We start from the raw sequence: 15,780 nt of genomic DNA on the forward strand, positions 1-15,780 counted from the left end.
GGGCCGCGTACGCCGAGCTGGCGACCTTCCTGGCCGACGAGCTGGCCCCGGCGGCCCGCGAGCGCGACGCCTGCGGCCGCGACCGGTACGCCCTCGCCTCGCGCGGCTTCCTGGGCGCGGCCGTCGACCTGGACGAGACGTACGACTGGGGGCTCGAGGAGCTCGACCGCATGGTCCGCGAGCAGGAGGCCGTCGCGCAGCAGGTCCTGCCCGGGGCCTCCGTGGCCGAGGCCGTCGCGCACCTCGAGTCCTCCCCCGAGCACCGCCTGGTGGGCACCGACGCCCTGCAGGCCTGGATGCAGGAGACGAGCGACCGCGCCGTCGAGGAGCTGGGGCGCACCCACTTCGACGTGCCCGACATCATGCGCTCGCTCGAGTGCCGCATCGCGCCCACGCAGGAGGGCGGCATCTACTACACGCCGCCGAGCGACGACTTCGCCCGCCCGGGGCGCATGTGGTGGAGCGTGCCGGAGGGTGTCACGGAGTTCGACACCTGGCGCGAGCTGACCACCGTCTACCACGAGGGCGTGCCCGGCCACCACCTCCAGTGCGGCTACGCCGTGTGGAACGCCGCCGAGCTGAACGCGTGGCGGCGCGGCGCCCTGTGGACCTCCGGGCACGGCGAGGGCTGGGCGCTGTACGCCGAGCGCCTCATGGCCGACCTGGGCTACCTCGACTCCCCTGCCGACCGCCTCGGCATGCTCGACGGCCAGCGCATGCGGGCGGCCCGGGTGGTCCTCGACCTCGGGGTGCACCTCGAGCTGCCCCGCCCCGACGGCGACGGTCCCTGGACCGCCGATCACGCGTTCGCCTTCATGGCCGAGCACGTGAACATGAACGCCCCGTTCGTGCGCTTCGAGGTGAACCGCTACCTCGGCTGGCCGGGCCAGGCGCCCAGCTACAAGGTGGGTCAGCGCATCTGGGAGCAGGTGCGCGACGCCTGGGTCCGTGAGCACGGGCCCGATCTCAAGGAGTTCCACCGTCGGGCGCTGAGCCTCGGCTCCGTCGGGCTCGACACGCTGCGCGCCGCGCTGGTCTGAGCCGGCCCGACCCGCACGTCCCCGTCATCGGTGGATCCGCAACATCAGGACGCGCGCTTCAGTTGAGGATCCACCGATGGGTGGGGCGGGGCCGCCCCGGAGGGGTTCGGCGAACCGGCGTCCCTGCGGCGCTATGCCGCCGTCGCGGCGCCGGGAGGGGCGTCGTCGTCCTCGTCGTCGGGCTGGGGCACGTGCAGGGTCCGCTCGAGCAGGAGCGCTGCGACGAGCAGCAGGAGGCCGGCGACGGAGGCGAGGCCGCCCTGCAGCACCCGGTCCTGGCCGAACATCGTGTCCCAGTCACGCACGAAGGAGAGCGCGAAGCCGCCGTAGGCCCCCACCGAGAGCGCTCCGACGATGCTGCACGCCTTCGCCATGGCCAGGAGGGTGACCGCGTGCTGCGACGTCATGCGCTGCTTGCGCTGGTGCAGGCTCTGCCAGGTGCTCCAGGCGATCGCGGCCACGAGGGCGGCCAGGGCCAGGAGCAGCACGGCCACCAGCCAGCCGGGCCGCGGCGGCGACGCGCCGAGACGCAGCGAGACGGGCCGGACGACCGATCCCAGCAGCAGCCCGACGGCGACCAGGGCGGCGACGTGGACGGCGGTCGTCCGCCCGGCGCGCATCACAGAAGGATCTCGAGGTCCTCTCGCCGGACGACGCCGGTCGTGTCGACGTCGCCGACGAGGTCGGCCACGAATCCCTTGCCGGGGATCTCGCCCTCGGGGTCGATCTCGAGCCACGGGACGAGCACGAAGCCACGCTCGTGCGCCCGCGGGTGCGGCAGCGTGAGGGTCTCGTCGTCGGCGATCCGGTCGCCGACGACGACCAGGTCGACGTCGAGGGTGCGCGGGGCGCCCGGCTCGGAGCGCTCGCGACCGAAGGCGTCCTCGATCGCGTGGGCCCGGTCGAGCAGCGTGTGCACCGTGAGGGTCGTGTCGAGGAGCACGACGGCGTTGAGGAAGGCACCCGATCCGTCGGGCGTGCCGACCGGCTCGGTCTCGTAGACCGACGACACGGTCACGACCTGCACCTCGGGGGTGTCCTCGAGGGCGGAGACCGCCCCCTGGAGACGGTTCAGCCGGTCACCCAGGTTCGACCCGATCGCGATGACGGCCTGGCGGATGGGACGCATGCCACCCGTCATGGTGTCGGCGTCCAGCTCGTACGGCGTGGGCGATTCGGTCACTGGTGGCTCCGCTCTATCGTCACGCTGACGTCGGAGAACGTCACCGCGATGGGCGCTTGGGGCTTGTGCACGGTCACGCTCGCCCATTCCACGGACGGTCGTGCCAGGCACCAGTCCACCATACGGAGGGCGAGGGACTCAATCAGGTCCACCGGGTCCCCGGTGACCACGTCCTGGACCATCTCGGCGACCTCTGCGTAGTTGACGGTCGCCGTCAGGTCGTCGCTCGAGCCGGCCGGACCGAGGTCGATGCCGAGGCTCACGTCGACGACGAACGTCTGGCCGAACCGGCGTTCGTGCTCGAGCACGCCGTGGTGGCCGAAGGCCGTCACGCCGCTCAGGTCGATGCGGTCGAGACCGTCAGGACATGCCATCAGTGCTCCTCCATCAGGGCTGTTCCGTCATGCCGGGCTCCTCGGGAGCCTCCGGGTCGATGTCGAGCACCGGGGAGGCGTGCCGCGACCACAGTCGCCAGACGCCACCGGACCGGACGAGCACCGACGTGCAGATCGCCTTGCCGCCGGAGAACTGCTCCGGCGACTCGGTGCCCTCCCCGGAGAGGATGTTCTCGGTGCACGTGACGAGCGCCAGGTCCGCGTCGGAGCCCAGCGGCCAGGACACCTGGACGTCGGTGAGGAAGAACTGGATGTACTCCACGTTCGCCATGACGAGCGCCCACGAGCGCAGCACCGCGTCGGTGCCCTCGATGGCCTCGGCGCCGGGGTGCACGCAGAAGGCGCTGGGCGAGTCCACCCACAGCGAGCTCATGAGGTCGAGGTCGCCGGACTCGACCGCGTCGTAGAACGCCCGGTGACGCGACAGCACGTCAGCGGCCATGGTCGCCACCCCCTGGGACAGGCTCCTGGGTGATCCGCGCGACCACGCGCACGGCGTCGGCGGACGCGGCCACCTCGTGCACCCGCACGGCCCAGGCGCCGGCCTGCGCGGCCAGCGTGGACAGGGCGACGGTGGCCGCCTCCCGACCCTCCGTGGGCCGCAGCGTGCCGTCGGCGCCGGCGAGGAGCTCACCGAGGAAGCGCTTGCGGCTGGCTGCCACGAGCATCGGGAGCCCCAGCGCGGTGAAGGCGGAGAGCGCGGCGAGGACGGTCCAGTTCTGGCCGCCGGTCTTGGAGAAGCCGAGACCGGGGTCGACCACGAGGCGGGACCGGTCGACCCCTGCGGCCAGGGCCTCCTCGACCCGCTCGGAGAGCTCGGCGACCACGTCGGCGACGACGTCGTCGTAGTGGGTGAGGTCCTGCATCCGGTCGGCGTGGCCGCGCCAGTGCATGAGCACCAGCGGGACGTCGCGCTCCGCGGCCAGCGGCACCATGCGGGCGTCGGCGCGGCCGCCGGACACGTCGTTCACCAGGACGGCACCGGCATCGAGCGCCGCCTCGGCCACGTCGGCACGCATCGTGTCGACCGAGACGGCCACGCCGTCGGCGGCCAGCGCGCGCACGACGGGCACGACGCGACGCAGCTCCTCGTCGAGGTCGACGCGGACCGCGCCGGGGCGCGTGGACTCACCACCCACGTCCACGAGGTCGGCGCCGGCCTCGGCGAGCTCACGCCCGTGCCGGACCGCACGGTCGAGGTCGAACCATCGGCCACCGTCGGAGAACGAGTCGGGCGTGACGTTGACGACGCCCATGACCCTGCACCGCCCGATGGGCTCCAGCACCTGAGCGGGTGCGAGCCCCATCAGCAGACCCCGGTCACCGAGCGCCACCGCTCGTGATGAGCCCCATCGCCTCGGCCCGGGTGGCGGGGTCGCGCAGCTGTCCGCGCACGGCGCTCGTGACCGTCCGGGCGCCGCCCTTGCGCACGCCGCGCATGGTCATGCACAGGTGCTCGGCCTCGATCACGACGATCACGCCACGCGGCTCCAGCACCTCGATCAGGGCGTCGGCGATCTGGGTGGTGAGCCGCTCCTGCACCTGGGGGCGCCGGGCGAAGACGTCGACGAGCCGGGCCAGCTTGGACAGACCGGTGACGAACCCGTCGGCGCGCGGGATGTAGCCCACGTGGGCGACCCCGGTGAACGGCACCAGGTGGTGCTCGCACATCGACCACAGCTCGATGTCCTTCACGAGCACCAGCTCGTCGTGGCCGACGTCGAAGGTGGCCGTGAGGACCTCACGCGGGTCCTGGTCGAGGCCGGCCAACAGCTCGGCGTACGACCGGGCCACGCGGTCCGGAGTCTCCTTCAGGCCGTCGCGGTCGGGGTCCTCCCCGACGGCGATCAGCAGCTCGCGCACCGCCGCTGCGGCGCGCTCGACGTCGACGCTCATGCTGTCCTCGTCCTCACGCCGGCCCGACGGGGCCCTGCGGCGTCGGATCGTCCGGCGGCGGCGCGTCGGGGCCGGTGTCCGGGCCCACGACGATGCCCTCGGTCTCGGGCTCCTTGAGTCGCGCGGCCTCCGGCGCCTCGACCGGGGGCTGGTCCGACGGCTGCCGCGAGTCCGAGCCGGTCCAGGCCGGACGCACCTCGCGCCGGCGCAGCGGCTCGAAGATGAGGGCGACCTCGCGCTTGTCGAGCGTCTCCTTCTCCATGAGCTCCAGCACGAGGGAGTCGAGCACGTCGCGGTTCTCCGCGAGGATGTCGAACGCCTCCTGGTGCGCGTGGGCGATCAGCGAGGAGACCTCCTCGTCGACCACGGCGGCCACCCGCTCGGAGTAGTCGCGGGTGTGGCCCATGCCCATGCCACCCCCGAGGAAGGGCTGGCTGTTGTCGCTGCCCAGCTTGATGGCGCCGACGCGCTCGCTCATGCCGTACTGGGTGACCATGGCCCGCGCCAGGCCCGTGGCCTTCTCGATGTCGTTGCCCGCACCGGTGGTCGGGTCGTGGAAGACCAGCTCCTCCGCCGCGCGGCCACCGAGCATGTAGGCCAGCTTGTCCTGCAGCTCGGCACGCGTCTGGCTGTACTTGTCCTCGTCGGGCAGCACCATCGTGTAGCCGAGCGCGCGCCCACGGGGCAGGATCGTGATCTTGTGCACCGGGTCGCTCTGCGGGAGCGCCGCAGCGACGAGGGCATGTCCGCCCTCGTGGTAGGCCGTGACCAGCCGCTCGTTCTCGTTCATCAGGCGCGTGCGCTTCTGCGGACCGGCCATGACGCGGTCGATGGCCTCGTCGAGCGCCTCGTCGGTGATGACCTTGTCGCTGTTGCGCGCCGTGAGCAGGGCGGCCTCGTTGAGCACGTTGGCGAGGTCGGCGCCGCTGAAGCCGGGGGTGCGTCGGGCCACGCTCTCGAGGTCGACGTCGGGGCCGATCGGCTTGCCGCGGGCGTGCACCTTGAGGATCGTCTCGCGACCCTTGAGGTCGGGTGCCTCCACGCCGATCTGGCGGTCGAAGCGGCCGGGACGCAGCAGGGCCGGGTCGAGCACGTCGGGCCGGTTGGTGGCCGCGATGAGGATGACGCCGCCGCGCACGTCGAAGCCGTCCATCTCGACGAGCAGCTGGTTGAGGGTCTGCTCGCGCTCGTCGTGGCCGCCGCCCATGCCGGTGCCGCGGTGGCGTCCGACCGCGTCGATCTCGTCGATGAAGACGATGGCCGGGGCGTTCTCCTTGGCCTGCTCGAACAGGTCGCGCACGCGGCTGGCGCCGACGCCCACGAACATCTCGACGAAGTCGGAGCCGGAGATGGAGTAGAACGGCACGCCGGCCTCACCGGCCACGGCGCGGGCCAGCAGCGTCTTGCCGGTGCCGGGCGGTCCGTAGAGCAGCACACCCTTGGGGATCTTGGCGCCGACGGCCTGGAACTTGGCCGGCTCCGACAGGAACTCCTTGATCTCGCCGAGCTCCTCGATGGCCTCGTCGCAGCCCGCGACGTCGGCGAACGTGGTCTGCGGGGTGTCCTTCGTGATGAGCTTCGCGCGCGACTTGGCGAACTTCATGACGCCACCGCCGCCGCCCTGGAAGCGGGTCATGATGAACAGGAAGAGCCCGACGAGCAGCAGCAGCGGCAGGATGGCCGTCGCGAGGTAGCTGAGGAAGCCCGCGGTGGGGACCTTGACGTCGAACGTCTTGAGCTTCTTGTCGACGACCTCGGCCTCGGCCTTCTCGACCAGCCGGTCACCCTGGCCGGCGAGGTACTTGGCCCGCACCTTGGTGCCGTCGTCGAGGGTCGCCGTGATCTCCTGGTCGCCCTCCGTGAAGGTCATCTCCGAGATCTTGCCGTCGTCGAGGTAGCCGACCATGGTGGCCGTGCGGACCTCCTTGAAGCCGTCGGCACGCCCGGAGAACTGCAGGGTGACGACGACGAGGACGAGGATGAGGACGATCCAGACCCAGGGACCGCGGAACAGGCGCTTGGCGTTCATGGACACGGGCCGGTGCGGCCCACTCCTCCTCGTGTGCTCGATCGGCGGCCCTCGCCGCCGACACAGGAACCGTACACGTCAGGACGAAGTCCGACCCGCCGATCCCGTACTGGCAGAACGCTCACGCGAACCGTGACGTTCCCGGTGGATCCGGACGTGCCCTCAGGAGTACACGTGGGGCGCCAGCGTCCCGATGCTGCGCAGGTTCCGGTACCGCTCGGAGTAGTCCAGGCCGTAGCCCACGACGAACGCGTTGGGGATGTCGAAGCCGACGTACTTGACGTCGACGTCCATCTGCAGGGCGTCGGGCTTGCGCAGGAGCGTCGCGATCTCGACCGAGGCCGGACCACGCGAGCGCAGGTTGGTCACGAGCCACGACAGCGTGAGGCCGGTGTCGATGATGTCCTCGACGATGAGGACGTCGCGGCCGGAGATGTCGGTGTCGAGGTCCTTGAGGATGCGGACCACGCCGGACGAGGTGGTGCCGGAGCCGTAGGACGAGACCGCCATCCAGTCCATCTCGACGTGGCGGTCGAAGCTGCGCGCGAGGTCGGCCATCACCATGACGGCGCCCTTGAGCACGCCGACCAGGAGCAGGTCACGACCCGCGTAGTCCGTCTCGACCTGGCGCGCGATCTCGCGCAGCCGCGCGACGATCTGCTCCTCGGTGAACAGGGTCTGGTCGAGGTCGAGGTCGGACTCGACGTGCTGGATGTCCACGGACTCAGCCTGCCACAGCACCCCTCGCCCTGGACGAGGACCGCCCCGATCGGATCAGGGACCGCCGTCGATGCGGTGGAGGCGGCCCGCCGTCCGCGTCAGCGCCACCCGACCGGGCAGCTCGACCCGGTCCTGGCCGTGCCAGTCGGTGACGAGGCGGTCGAGCGCGGCGAGGTGGACCGCACCGAGCTCCCCGGGGGCGGCGCCGGCCTCGAGTGCGAGTCGGCGGAGCACCCGGGACCGCAGCGCAGGTGGGAGGGCCACGAGTGTCGCGACGTCGGCGGCGTCCTCGACCTGGCCCGCCAGCTCGTCGAGCAGCGTCGTGTCGTGACGCAGCTGGTCGGCGGTGCGAGCGAGCGCCTCCGGCACCCCCGAGCCCAGCACGTCGTCGAGCAGGGGGAGCACCTCGTGGCGCAGCCGGGCACGGCGGAACGCGGGATCGGCGTTGTGCGGGTCGGTCCACCAGACAAGGTCGTGGGCGCGGCACACCGCCTCGGTGTCGGACCGGCGCAGACCGAGGAACGGCCGACGCCAACGCCCGTCGCGCGCTGCCATGCCGGCGAGCGAGCGCGGCCCCGAGCCCCGGCCCAGTCCGAGCAGCACCGTCTCGGCCTGGTCGTCGAGGGTGTGCGCCAGCAGCACCACGCCGTCCTGGCCCGCGACCTCGACGAGCGCGGCCCGGCGCGCCGCACGCGCCGCGGCCTCGGGCCCGCCGACGGTCCCCACCTGCACACGAACCGCGTCGCCGGGCAGGCCGAGCGAGCGCACCTGCTCCACCGCGCGGTCGGCCACGCGGTCCGACCCGTCCTGGAGGCCGTGGTCGACCACCACGACGCGCACCCGTCGGTCGTCACGGTCGGCCACGAACGCGGCGCACACCGCCAGCGCGAGCGAGTCGGCGCCGCCGGAGACCCCGAGCACGACCGGCGCGTCCGGTGCGACGTCGGCGAGGACGTCGCGCACCCCCGCCCGCCCGCGGGCCTCCGCGCCGAGCAGCCTCACGCCGCGCCTCCCGGCCCGACGCTCAGCCGTGGACCCGCGCCACCCAGGCGGCGGGGTCGAGGATCTCGGCGCGGTCGGGCAGGTTCTCGGGGCTCTCCCACACCGCGTTGAAGCCCGCCAGCCCGACCTTCTCGTTGACCTCGCGGACGAACACGGCGCCGTCGCGGTACTGGCGCATCTTGGACTCCAGGCCCAGCAGACGTCGCAGGACCCGGTCGAGCCCTCCGCCGCCCTGACGTCGCTGGTCGAACCGTCGACGGATCGTGGCCACCGACGGGATCACGTCGGGTCCCACACCGTCCATGACGACGTCGGCGTGGCCCTCGAGCAGCGACATGACGCCGGTGATCCGGTCGACGACGGCCTTCTGCCGGTCGTTCTGGAACAGCTCGGCGAGCGAGGCGTCCGAGGTGCCGCGCAGCACCTTGACCAGCTCGCCGACGCCCTCGGTGAGGAAGCGCTGCACGGCCTCGGAGTCGAGGTCCGTGGCAGCGGTGAGCTCGTCGATGAGGCCGCGGAGGTGGTCGCGCATCCACGGCACGGCCGTGAACTGCACCCGGTGGGTCTCCTCGTGCAGGCACACCCACAGCCGGAAGTCGTGCGGGTCGACGTCGAGCGAGCGCTCCACGTGGACGATGTTCGGCGCGACGAGCAGGAGCCGGCCACCCTCGCCGCGCGGCCCGGTCCAGAACGGGTCGAACTGGCCCAGCACCTTGCCCGACAGCAGCGCCACCAGCCCACCGATCTCCGCACCGCTCACCCGGCTGCCCACGGCGTGGGCCAGACCGCTGCGCGGCCGCCCTGCCTCGATGCGGGCCACGACCGGGTCCATGAGCACCTCGAAGGTGCCGAGGTTCGCCTCGATCCAGCGGGGCCGGTCGACCACGAGCACCGGCGCCTGTGCCTGCACGGTGTCCGGCGCGTGGAGGTCGGAGAACTCGCGGACCGGGCCCGTGGACCGGGCTGCGGCCTCGCGCAGCTCGCCCACGACGTCGTCGGCCTCCGCCGGCGACAGGTCGGGCCCCGGACGTGACAGCTTCGTCGCCGTCGTCTGCGCGACGCCCCAATCGATCATGCCGCACCCCTCGTCGAGAAGAGCACAGAGTACGAGCCGCGCGGCATGAGATCCCGGTCGTTCACTCGCTGGCGCTCGCTCATGCCGCGCCCCTCGTCGAGAAGAGCACAGAGTACGAGCCGCGCGGCATGAGATCCCGATGCTTCACTCGCTGGCGCTCGCTCATGCCCCGCCCCTCGTCGAGAAGAGCACGGAGTTCGAGCCGCGCGGCATGAGATCCCGGTGGTTCACTCGCTGGCGCTCGCTCATGCAGCCACCGTACGGCGTGCCGCCATGCGGGACCTCCCGATAGGGTGAGGCCAGAATGATCGGGCTCCTCGCGCTGCACCTCGTCGCCGCGGCGGGAGCCCCTCTCCTGGTCAGGTTCCTCGACCGTCGCGCCTTCGTCGTGCTGGCCCTCGTGCCGGCCGCATCCTTCGCGTACCTGCTGCCGCGCGCGCTCGACGTGACGTCGGGCGCGAGCGGACCCGTCGTCGAGCGCTGGAGCTGGATCCCCTCGCTCGGTGTCGACGTCGACCTGCTGATCGACCCCCTCACGGCGCTGATGTCGCTGGTGGTCACCGGCGTCGGCGCCCTCGTGCTGCTCTACTGCGGCTGGTACTTCCGCCAGGGCGATCCCGAGATCTGGCGGTTCTCGGGCGTGCTGACCGCCTTCGCCGGCTCGATGCTCGGACTGGTCCTGTCCGACAACATGTACGTGCTGTTCGTGTTCTGGGAGCTCACGACGGTCCTGTCGTACCTGCTGATCGGGCACAACCCCGAACGACGGGCCAACCGTCGGGCGGCCATGAACGCCCTGCTCGTGACCACGTTCGGCGGACTCGCGATGCTCGTGGGCCTGTTCGTGCTGCACGCCCAGACCGGGACGGCCCGGCTCAGCGAGATCGTCGCCGACCCGCCCTCGGGGCCGGCCGTCACGGCCGCGGTGGCCCTGCTGCTCGTCGGAGCGCTCAGCAAGTCCGCCCTCGTCCCGTTCCACTTCTGGCTCCCGGGAGCCATGGCGGCGCCCACGCCGGTGAGCGCCTACCTCCACGCGGCGGCCATGGTGAAGGCCGGCGTGTTCCTCGTGCTGCTGCTGGCCCCCGCGTTCGCCGACACCCCCGGCTGGCGGCCCGTGCTGCTCACCCTCGGCATCGTGACGATGATCATCGGCGGGCTGCGCGCCCTGCGCCAGCACGACGTCAAGCTGCTGCTCGCCTACGGCACCGTGAGCCAGCTCGGCTTCCTGGTCGCGGTGGCCGGGGCCGGCACCCGGTCGGCCGCGTTCGCCGGTCTCTCGCTCGTGCTCGGGCACGCGCTGTTCAAGTCCACCCTCTTCCTCGTGGTCGGCATCGTCGACCGCAGCACCGGCACGCGCGACCTGCGCGAGCTCAGCGGACTCGCGCGCTCCATGCCCGTCCTGCTCGTCGTCACGCTCGTGGCCGCGGCGTCGATGGCCGGGCTGCCTCCGCTGCTCGGGTTCACGGCGAAGGAGGCCGCGCTCGCGGCGTTCGTCGACCTCGGCGACGACGCGGGCATCGGCGCGTGGGGCACGGTCGCCCTGGTGGGGCTGGTGGTCGGGTCGGTCCTCACGGTGGCGTACACGGCACGGTTCGTGTGGGGCACATTCGGCACCAAGGACGTGGCCCCCACCGACGTCGCGGCACCGGGACCCTGGTTCCAGGCCTCCCCCGTGATCCTGTCCGTCCTCACGATCGTCGGCGGGGTGGCCGGCCCCCTCCTGACGCCGCGGATCGAGTCCTACGCCGAGACGTTCGGCGCCGGCGCCCACGAGCCCGTCCTGACCCTCTGGCACGGATTCACCCCGGCGCTGTGGCTGTCGGTCGCCGCCGTCGTCGGCGGCCTCGCGCTCTGGCTGCTCCGCCGACCCGTCGCGCACCTGCAGGAGACGCTCGTGCGGCGGCTGCACCTGCCCGACGCCGAGCGCAGCTACCACGCCGTCGTCCGCGGCGTCGACCGCGCGAGCGTCGAGGTCACCGGCTTCACCCAGCGCGGCTCCCTGCCCGTCTACCTCGGCGTCGTGCTGGTGGTGCTCGTCCTGCTCCCGGGCAGTGCGGCCGTGCGCGCCTGGGGAACGCCGTCGATCTCGGTCGGCGACGGTGGCGTCTTCGAGCCCGACGACGCGCTGCGCATCGCCACGGCCGCGCTCGTGTGCGGCGCCGCGCTCCTGACGGTGCGGTCGCGACGACGCCTGCGGGCCGTGCTGCTGCTCGGCATCACGGGGTACGGGACCGCGCTGCTGTTCGTGCTGCACGGCGCGCCCGACCTGGCCCTCACCCAGGTGCTGGTCGAGACGTTCGCCCTCGTGACGTTCGTCCTCGTGCTGCGCCGCTTCGGGCCGTTCTTCTCCGACCGGCCGTTCACGGCGGCCCGCCGGGTGCGCATCGCGATCGGTGCCAGCGCGGGCGTGGCCGTCGCCGCCTACGCGGTCGTCGCGGCCAACGCCCGGACGGCCGCACCCGTCGGCCGGGACTTCGAGGGCCCGGCCTACGACTTCGGCGGTGGCGAGAACATCGTCAACATCACGCTCGTCGACATCCGCGTGTGGGACACCTTCGGCGAGCTGGCCGTGCTGGTGGTCGCCGCCACGGGCATCGCGAGCCTGATCTTCCTCATCACCGACCGCGCGCAGTCGCACCGGGAGACCCGACGCGCCCGGCCCGGGCTCGACGACGACCGCGCCGACTGGCTGCCCGGGGCGGCAGCCCTCGAGATCGGGCGGCGCTCCGTGATGTTCGAGGTCGTGGCGCGCGCCGTGTTCCCCGTGCTGATGATCTTCTCCGTCTACCTCATGTTCACCGGTCACTACACGCCCGGCGGCGGCTTCGCCGGTGGCCTCGTCGCGGGCCTGGCGCTCGCGGTCCGGTACCTCGCGGGTGGACGGCGCGAGCTCGACGCCGCCGCCCCCGTCGACGCCGGCGTGGTACTCGGCTCGGGGCTGGCCGTCGCCGCCGCGTCGGGACTGGTGCCGCTGCTCGTGGGCGCCAACACCTTCCAGAGCGGGGTGTTCGACATCCCCGTGCCCCTGCTGGGCGACGTGCACGTCGTCACCTCGGTGGCCTTCGACGTCGGGGTCTACCTGGTGGTCGTGGGCCTGGCCCTCGACGTGCTGCGCAGCCTCGGTGGCGGCATCGACCGCCACGGCGAGGAAGGCCACACGGACTCGGGCCTGGGCGAGGAGTGCACGAGCACCTCGGCCGAGGGGGTGGCCGAGCGATGACCGTCGACCTCGCCCTCGTCATCGCCATCGCGGTGCTCGTCGGCTGCGGCACCACGCTCATGCTCGAGCGCAGCCTGAGCCGGATCCTCGTCGGCTTCGTCATGGTGGGCAACGGCGTGAACCTGTTGTTCCTCGTGGCGTCCGGCCCCAGCGGCGCACCGCCCATCGTCGGCCGCGAGGACATCACCGACCCCCTGCCCCAGGCCATGGCGCTCACGGCGATCGTCATCACCCTCGGCGTCAGCGCGTTCGGGCTGGCGCTGGCCTACCGCTCCTGGCAGCTGTCGGGCAGCGACGACGTGCAGGACGACGTCGAGGACGACCTGGTCCGGCGCCGCGCCGAGGCCGACGACGTGTCCGGGTCGTTCGACGAGCCCGAGACCGACGTCCCCGACGAGGAAGGGGCCGACTCGTGACCCAGCTCGTCGTCCTGCCCGTGCTGCTCCCCCTGCTCGGCGCCGGCCTGTGCCTGGTGCTGGGCCGCTCGGCCCGGGCCCAGCGGATCGTCAGCGTGGTGGTGCTGACGGCCGTCGTGGCGACCGCCGCGACGCTGCTGGTGCGCGCCGACACCCAGGGCCCGCAGTCGCTCACGCTGGCGGGGTGGGGGCCGGAGATCGGCATCTCCCTCGTGGCCGACCGACTCTCGGCTCTCATGCTGCTGGTCTCGTCGTTCGTGACCCTGGTGGTGCTGCTGTACTCCTTCGGCCAGGGCATCGTCGAGTACGGCCGCGACACCCCGCTCTCGGTGTTCCACCCCACCTACCTGGTGCTGAGCGCGGGCGTCTCGAACGCGTTCCTCTCCGCCGACCTGTTCAACCTGTTCGTCGGCTTCGAGGTGCTGCTGGCGGCCAGCTACGTGCTCATCACCCTCGGTGGCACCGAGGCCCGCATCCGGGCCGGCACGGTCTACATCGTGGTGAGCCTGCTGTCGTCGGTGGTGTTCCTCGTCGCCATCGCGTGCGTGTACGCCGCCACCGGCACGGTCAACTTCGCGCTGCTCTCGCAGCGTCTGGGCGACGTGGACCCCGCCGTCGCGCACCTGCTCCAGCTGCTGCTGCTCACCGTCTTCTGCATCAAGGCCGCGGTGTTCCCGCTGTCGGCCTGGCTCCCGGACTCCTACCCCACCGCGCCCGCCCCGGTGACCGCCGTGTTCGCCGGGCTGCTCACCAAGGTGGGCGTGTACGCGATCGTGCGCACGCAGACGCTGCTGTTCCCCGACGACTCGTTGCGGACGTTGCTGCTGGTCGCGGCGATCCTCACGATGGTCGTGGGCATCCTCGGCGCGGTCGCCCAGACCGACATCAAGCGCATCCTGTCGTTCACGCTCGTCAGCCACATCGGGTACATGCTGCTCGGCGTGGCGCTCGGCACGGAGCTGGCACTGTCCGGAGCGGTCTTCTACATCGCGCACCACATCCTGGTGCAGACGGCGCTGTTCCTGCTGGCCGGACTCGTCGAGTACCGCACCGGCACCACCAACCTCGACCGGCTGGGGGGTCTGGCCCGCCTGGCCCCGATCCTGTCGGTCGCGTTCTTCGTGCCGGCGATGAACCTGGCCGGCATCCCACCCTTCTCGGGCTTCCTCGGCAAGGTGGCGCTCGGTCGGGCCGGGATCGAGGCGGGCGACTGGCTCGCGGTGACAGCCGTCGCGGCGAGCGTCGCGGTCAGCCTGCTCACCCTCTACGCCATCGCGAAGGTCTGGAACCGCGCCTTCTGGCAGCCGGTCGACGACGACCTGGCCCAGTCCGTGGTCGACGACGGCTCCGACGTCTGGTCGCACGGCGCCCTGCACGGAGGCGGCGACGTCACCACGCGCACCCGGACGACGTCGTCCTGGCAGCGCCTGGCCGAGCAGCAGAGGCTTCCGCTCAGCATGGGTCTGCCCACGCTGGCGCTCGTGCTGGCCACGGTCTCCCTCACGGTGTTCGCGGGTCCGCTGTTCCAGGTGACCGATGCCGCTGCCGTGGAGCTGCTGCAGCGCACCCCGTACGTCGACGCGGTGCTGGGCGGTGGTCGCTGATGCCTCGAGCACGGGTCGTCCTGGGCCTCACCGTCGTCTGGCTGCTGCTGTGGGGCGCGATCACCCCGACGTTGGTGGTGGGCGGGCTCCTCACGAGCGTGGCGGTGCTCCTGCTCTTCCCCTTCCCTCGCGCGCCGTGGCGCTGGACGGTGCGGCCGTGGCCCACGTTCACGCTCGCAGTCCGCTTCGCCGGCGACCTCCTCCGGGCCTCGGTCCAGGTGGCGTGGCTCGCGGTCCGCCCGGCCGCCCCACCGCCCAGCGCCGTCGTCCGGGTGCCCATGGTGACCCGCTCGGAGCTGCTGATCACGGCCACGGCCGAGCTGGTCTCGCTCGTGCCCGGCTCGCTGCTGGTGGAGCTCGACCCGGAGGCGCCCGCGCTGTTCGTCCACGTGCTCGACGCCCGCTCCCCCGACCGGGTCGAGCGAGCGGTGGCGGCGGTCCACGAGCAGGAGCGCCGAGTGGTCGAGGCCTGGGCCCCGCACGACGAGCGGGAGGCCTACCGACGAGCCACGCAGGAGGTCGTCTCGTGACCGTCGTCGCCGTCGTGTGCGCCACGATGCTCGCCGCCACCGGGGTGCTGTGCCTGGTCCGCATCGTGCGCGGACCCACCATGCTCGACCGCACCGTCGCGGCCGACGTGTTCGTGGCGGCCTGCCTGTCCGCCGTCGGGGTGGAGGCCGCGATCTCCGGGCACACCGACACCGCCCCGGTGCTGCTGGCGCTGGCCCTCGTCGGGTTCCTCGGATCGGTCAGCATCTCCCGGTTCGCCGCCCGCGACATCGATGCACCCCGGGAGGACCGATGACCACCGACCTGCTGGTCGACCTGGTGTCCGGCGCCCTGCTGGTGCTCGGCAGCGCGCTGGCCCTCGTGGCCGCGATCGGTCTCGTGCGGTTCCCCGACGTGCTGACGCGCATGCACGCCGCGACCAAGCCGCAGACGCTCGGTCTGCTCCTCGTGCTGGCCGGCCTGGCCCTGCGGGTCCGCGATCCCGGCGCGCTCACGATCATCGCCCTGGTGGGCCTGTTCCAGCTCCTCACCGCACCCGTCTCGGCGCACATGGTGGCGCGTGCCGCCTTCCGCACGGGCGTGGCCGACACGTCCCGCCTCGAGCGCAACGACCTCGACTGACCAGTCCTCCCGTCTCGGACACGTCCGGGCACATCGCCGGGTCGAGGCGCCCCGTACGTGTCCGAGACG

The 15,780-nt window shown here is 72.3% G+C and carries 17 protein-coding genes; 7 read left to right on the top strand and 10 right to left on the bottom strand.

Annotated features, from left to right (window positions below; all coding sequences use genetic code 11):
* Positions 1 to 1,040, top strand: a 1,040-nt coding sequence (locus NUV38_RS08445) for a DUF885 domain-containing protein (RefSeq protein WP_257728702.1), incomplete at its 5' end; no start/stop codon positions are given.
* Between the two features lie 131 nt (positions 1,041 to 1,171).
* On the opposite strand, the gene NUV38_RS08450 is transcribed toward NUV38_RS08445, so the two are convergent.
* From NUV38_RS08450 to NUV38_RS08495, 10 genes are all read right to left on the bottom strand, one after another.
* Positions 1,172 to 1,660 carry a DUF3180 domain-containing protein gene (locus tag NUV38_RS08450; RefSeq protein WP_257728703.1) on the bottom strand — a complete coding sequence of 163 codons (489 nt, stop codon included), beginning with the start codon at positions 1,658 to 1,660 and terminating at the stop codon, positions 1,172 to 1,174.
* A complete protein-coding gene (folK, locus tag NUV38_RS08455; protein WP_257728704.1) occupies positions 1,660 to 2,223 on the bottom strand; it encodes a 2-amino-4-hydroxy-6-hydroxymethyldihydropteridine diphosphokinase in 564 nt (187 codons plus the stop codon). Before folK ends, NUV38_RS08450 begins: the two co-directional genes overlap by 1 nt.
* A complete protein-coding gene (gene folB / locus NUV38_RS08460; protein ID WP_257728705.1) occupies positions 2,220 to 2,597 on the bottom strand; it encodes a dihydroneopterin aldolase in 378 nt (125 codons plus the stop codon). Before folB ends, folK begins: the two co-directional genes overlap by 4 nt.
* A 13-nt stretch (positions 2,598 to 2,610) precedes the next feature.
* A complete protein-coding gene (locus tag NUV38_RS08465; protein ID WP_257728706.1) occupies positions 2,611 to 3,060 on the bottom strand; it encodes a nuclear transport factor 2 family protein in 450 nt (149 codons plus the stop codon).
* Positions 3,050 to 3,925, bottom strand: a complete 876-nt coding sequence (gene folP / locus NUV38_RS08470; protein WP_257728707.1) for a dihydropteroate synthase — start codon at positions 3,923 to 3,925, stop codon at positions 3,050 to 3,052. Before folP ends, NUV38_RS08465 begins: the two co-directional genes overlap by 11 nt.
* 13 nt (positions 3,926 to 3,938) lie before the next feature.
* Positions 3,939 to 4,514 (bottom strand): GTP cyclohydrolase I FolE, encoded by a 576-nt coding sequence (gene folE, locus NUV38_RS08475; protein ID WP_257728708.1) that lies wholly within the window; start codon positions 4,512 to 4,514, stop codon positions 3,939 to 3,941.
* A 13-nt stretch (positions 4,515 to 4,527) separates the two neighbouring features.
* On the bottom strand, positions 4,528 to 6,543 hold the full coding sequence (gene ftsH / locus NUV38_RS08480; protein WP_257728709.1) for an ATP-dependent zinc metalloprotease FtsH: 2,016 nt from the start codon (positions 6,541 to 6,543) through the stop codon (positions 4,528 to 4,530).
* A 162-nt stretch (positions 6,544 to 6,705) separates the two neighbouring features.
* Complete coding sequence (hpt, locus tag NUV38_RS08485; protein WP_374626620.1) at positions 6,706 to 7,257, bottom strand: hypoxanthine phosphoribosyltransferase; 552 nt, start codon at positions 7,255 to 7,257, stop codon at positions 6,706 to 6,708.
* A 60-nt stretch (positions 7,258 to 7,317) separates the two neighbouring features.
* On the bottom strand, positions 7,318 to 8,265 hold the full coding sequence (gene tilS / locus NUV38_RS08490; RefSeq protein WP_257728711.1) for a tRNA lysidine(34) synthetase TilS: 948 nt from the start codon (positions 8,263 to 8,265) through the stop codon (positions 7,318 to 7,320).
* 22 nt (positions 8,266 to 8,287) lie between these two features.
* A complete protein-coding gene (locus NUV38_RS08495; RefSeq protein ID WP_257728712.1) occupies positions 8,288 to 9,340 on the bottom strand; it encodes a zinc-dependent metalloprotease in 1,053 nt (350 codons plus the stop codon).
* 304 nt (positions 9,341 to 9,644) lie between these two features.
* On the opposite strand from NUV38_RS08495, the gene NUV38_RS08500 reads away from it, so the two are divergent.
* The 6 genes from NUV38_RS08500 to mnhG are packed head-to-tail and all read left to right on the top strand — an operon-like array spanning position 9,645 to position 15,711.
* Positions 9,645 to 12,560 (top strand): Na+/H+ antiporter subunit A, encoded by a 2,916-nt coding sequence (locus tag NUV38_RS08500; RefSeq protein WP_257728713.1) that lies wholly within the window; start codon positions 9,645 to 9,647, stop codon positions 12,558 to 12,560.
* Positions 12,557 to 12,976: a Na(+)/H(+) antiporter subunit C gene (locus NUV38_RS08505; protein ID WP_257728714.1), complete on the top strand. Its 420-nt coding sequence runs from the start codon at positions 12,557 to 12,559 to the stop codon at positions 12,974 to 12,976. Before NUV38_RS08500 ends, NUV38_RS08505 begins: the two co-directional genes overlap by 4 nt.
* A complete protein-coding gene (locus NUV38_RS08510) occupies positions 12,973 to 14,580 on the top strand; it encodes a Na+/H+ antiporter subunit D (protein WP_257728715.1) in 1,608 nt (535 codons plus the stop codon). Before NUV38_RS08505 ends, NUV38_RS08510 begins: the two co-directional genes overlap by 4 nt.
* Positions 14,580 to 15,110 (top strand): Na+/H+ antiporter subunit E, encoded by a 531-nt coding sequence (locus tag NUV38_RS08515; protein WP_257728716.1) that lies wholly within the window; start codon positions 14,580 to 14,582, stop codon positions 15,108 to 15,110. The genes NUV38_RS08510 and NUV38_RS08515 overlap by 1 nt, the downstream gene beginning before the upstream one ends.
* Positions 15,107 to 15,385 carry a monovalent cation/H+ antiporter complex subunit F gene (locus NUV38_RS08520; RefSeq protein ID WP_257728717.1) on the top strand — a complete coding sequence of 93 codons (279 nt, stop codon included), beginning with the start codon at positions 15,107 to 15,109 and terminating at the stop codon, positions 15,383 to 15,385. Before NUV38_RS08515 ends, NUV38_RS08520 begins: the two co-directional genes overlap by 4 nt.
* Positions 15,382 to 15,711, top strand: coding sequence for a monovalent cation/H(+) antiporter subunit G (gene mnhG, locus NUV38_RS08525; protein WP_257728718.1), 330 nt, complete (start codon positions 15,382 to 15,384; stop codon positions 15,709 to 15,711). The genes NUV38_RS08520 and mnhG overlap by 4 nt, the downstream gene beginning before the upstream one ends.
* The last annotated feature ends 69 nt before the right edge of the window (positions 15,712 to 15,780 follow it).

The organism is Aeromicrobium sp. 50.2.37 (assembly GCF_024655735.1).
Classification (GTDB): Bacteria; Actinomycetota; Actinomycetes; order Propionibacteriales; family Nocardioidaceae; genus Aeromicrobium.

Bases quoted from the DNA above. Each gene is read 5' to 3' on its own strand.
- NUV38_RS08450 (WP_257728703.1), bottom strand. From the start codon at position 1,660: ATGCGCGCCGGGCGGACGACCGCCGTCCACGTCGCCGCCCTGGTCGCC.
- folB (WP_257728705.1), bottom strand. From the start codon at position 2,597: ATGGCATGTCCTGACGGTCTCGACCGCATCGACCTGAGCGGCGTGACG.
- NUV38_RS08465 (WP_257728706.1), bottom strand. From the start codon at position 3,060: ATGGCCGCTGACGTGCTGTCGCGTCACCGGGCGTTCTACGACGCGGTC.
- folP (WP_257728707.1), bottom strand. From the start codon at position 3,925: ATGGGGCTCGCACCCGCTCAGGTGCTGGAGCCCATCGGGCGGTGCAGG.
- folE (WP_257728708.1), bottom strand. From the start codon at position 4,514: ATGAGCGTCGACGTCGAGCGCGCCGCAGCGGCGGTGCGCGAGCTGCTG.
- ftsH (WP_257728709.1), bottom strand. From the start codon at position 6,543: ATGAACGCCAAGCGCCTGTTCCGCGGTCCCTGGGTCTGGATCGTCCTC.
- NUV38_RS08495 (WP_257728712.1), bottom strand. From the start codon at position 9,340: ATGATCGATTGGGGCGTCGCGCAGACGACGGCGACGAAGCTGTCACGT.
- NUV38_RS08500 (WP_257728713.1), top strand. From the start codon at position 9,645: ATGATCGGGCTCCTCGCGCTGCACCTCGTCGCCGCGGCGGGAGCCCCT.
- NUV38_RS08505 (WP_257728714.1), top strand. From the start codon at position 12,557: ATGACCGTCGACCTCGCCCTCGTCATCGCCATCGCGGTGCTCGTCGGC.
- NUV38_RS08515 (WP_257728716.1), top strand. From the start codon at position 14,580: ATGCCTCGAGCACGGGTCGTCCTGGGCCTCACCGTCGTCTGGCTGCTG.
- mnhG (WP_257728718.1), top strand. From the start codon at position 15,382: ATGACCACCGACCTGCTGGTCGACCTGGTGTCCGGCGCCCTGCTGGTG.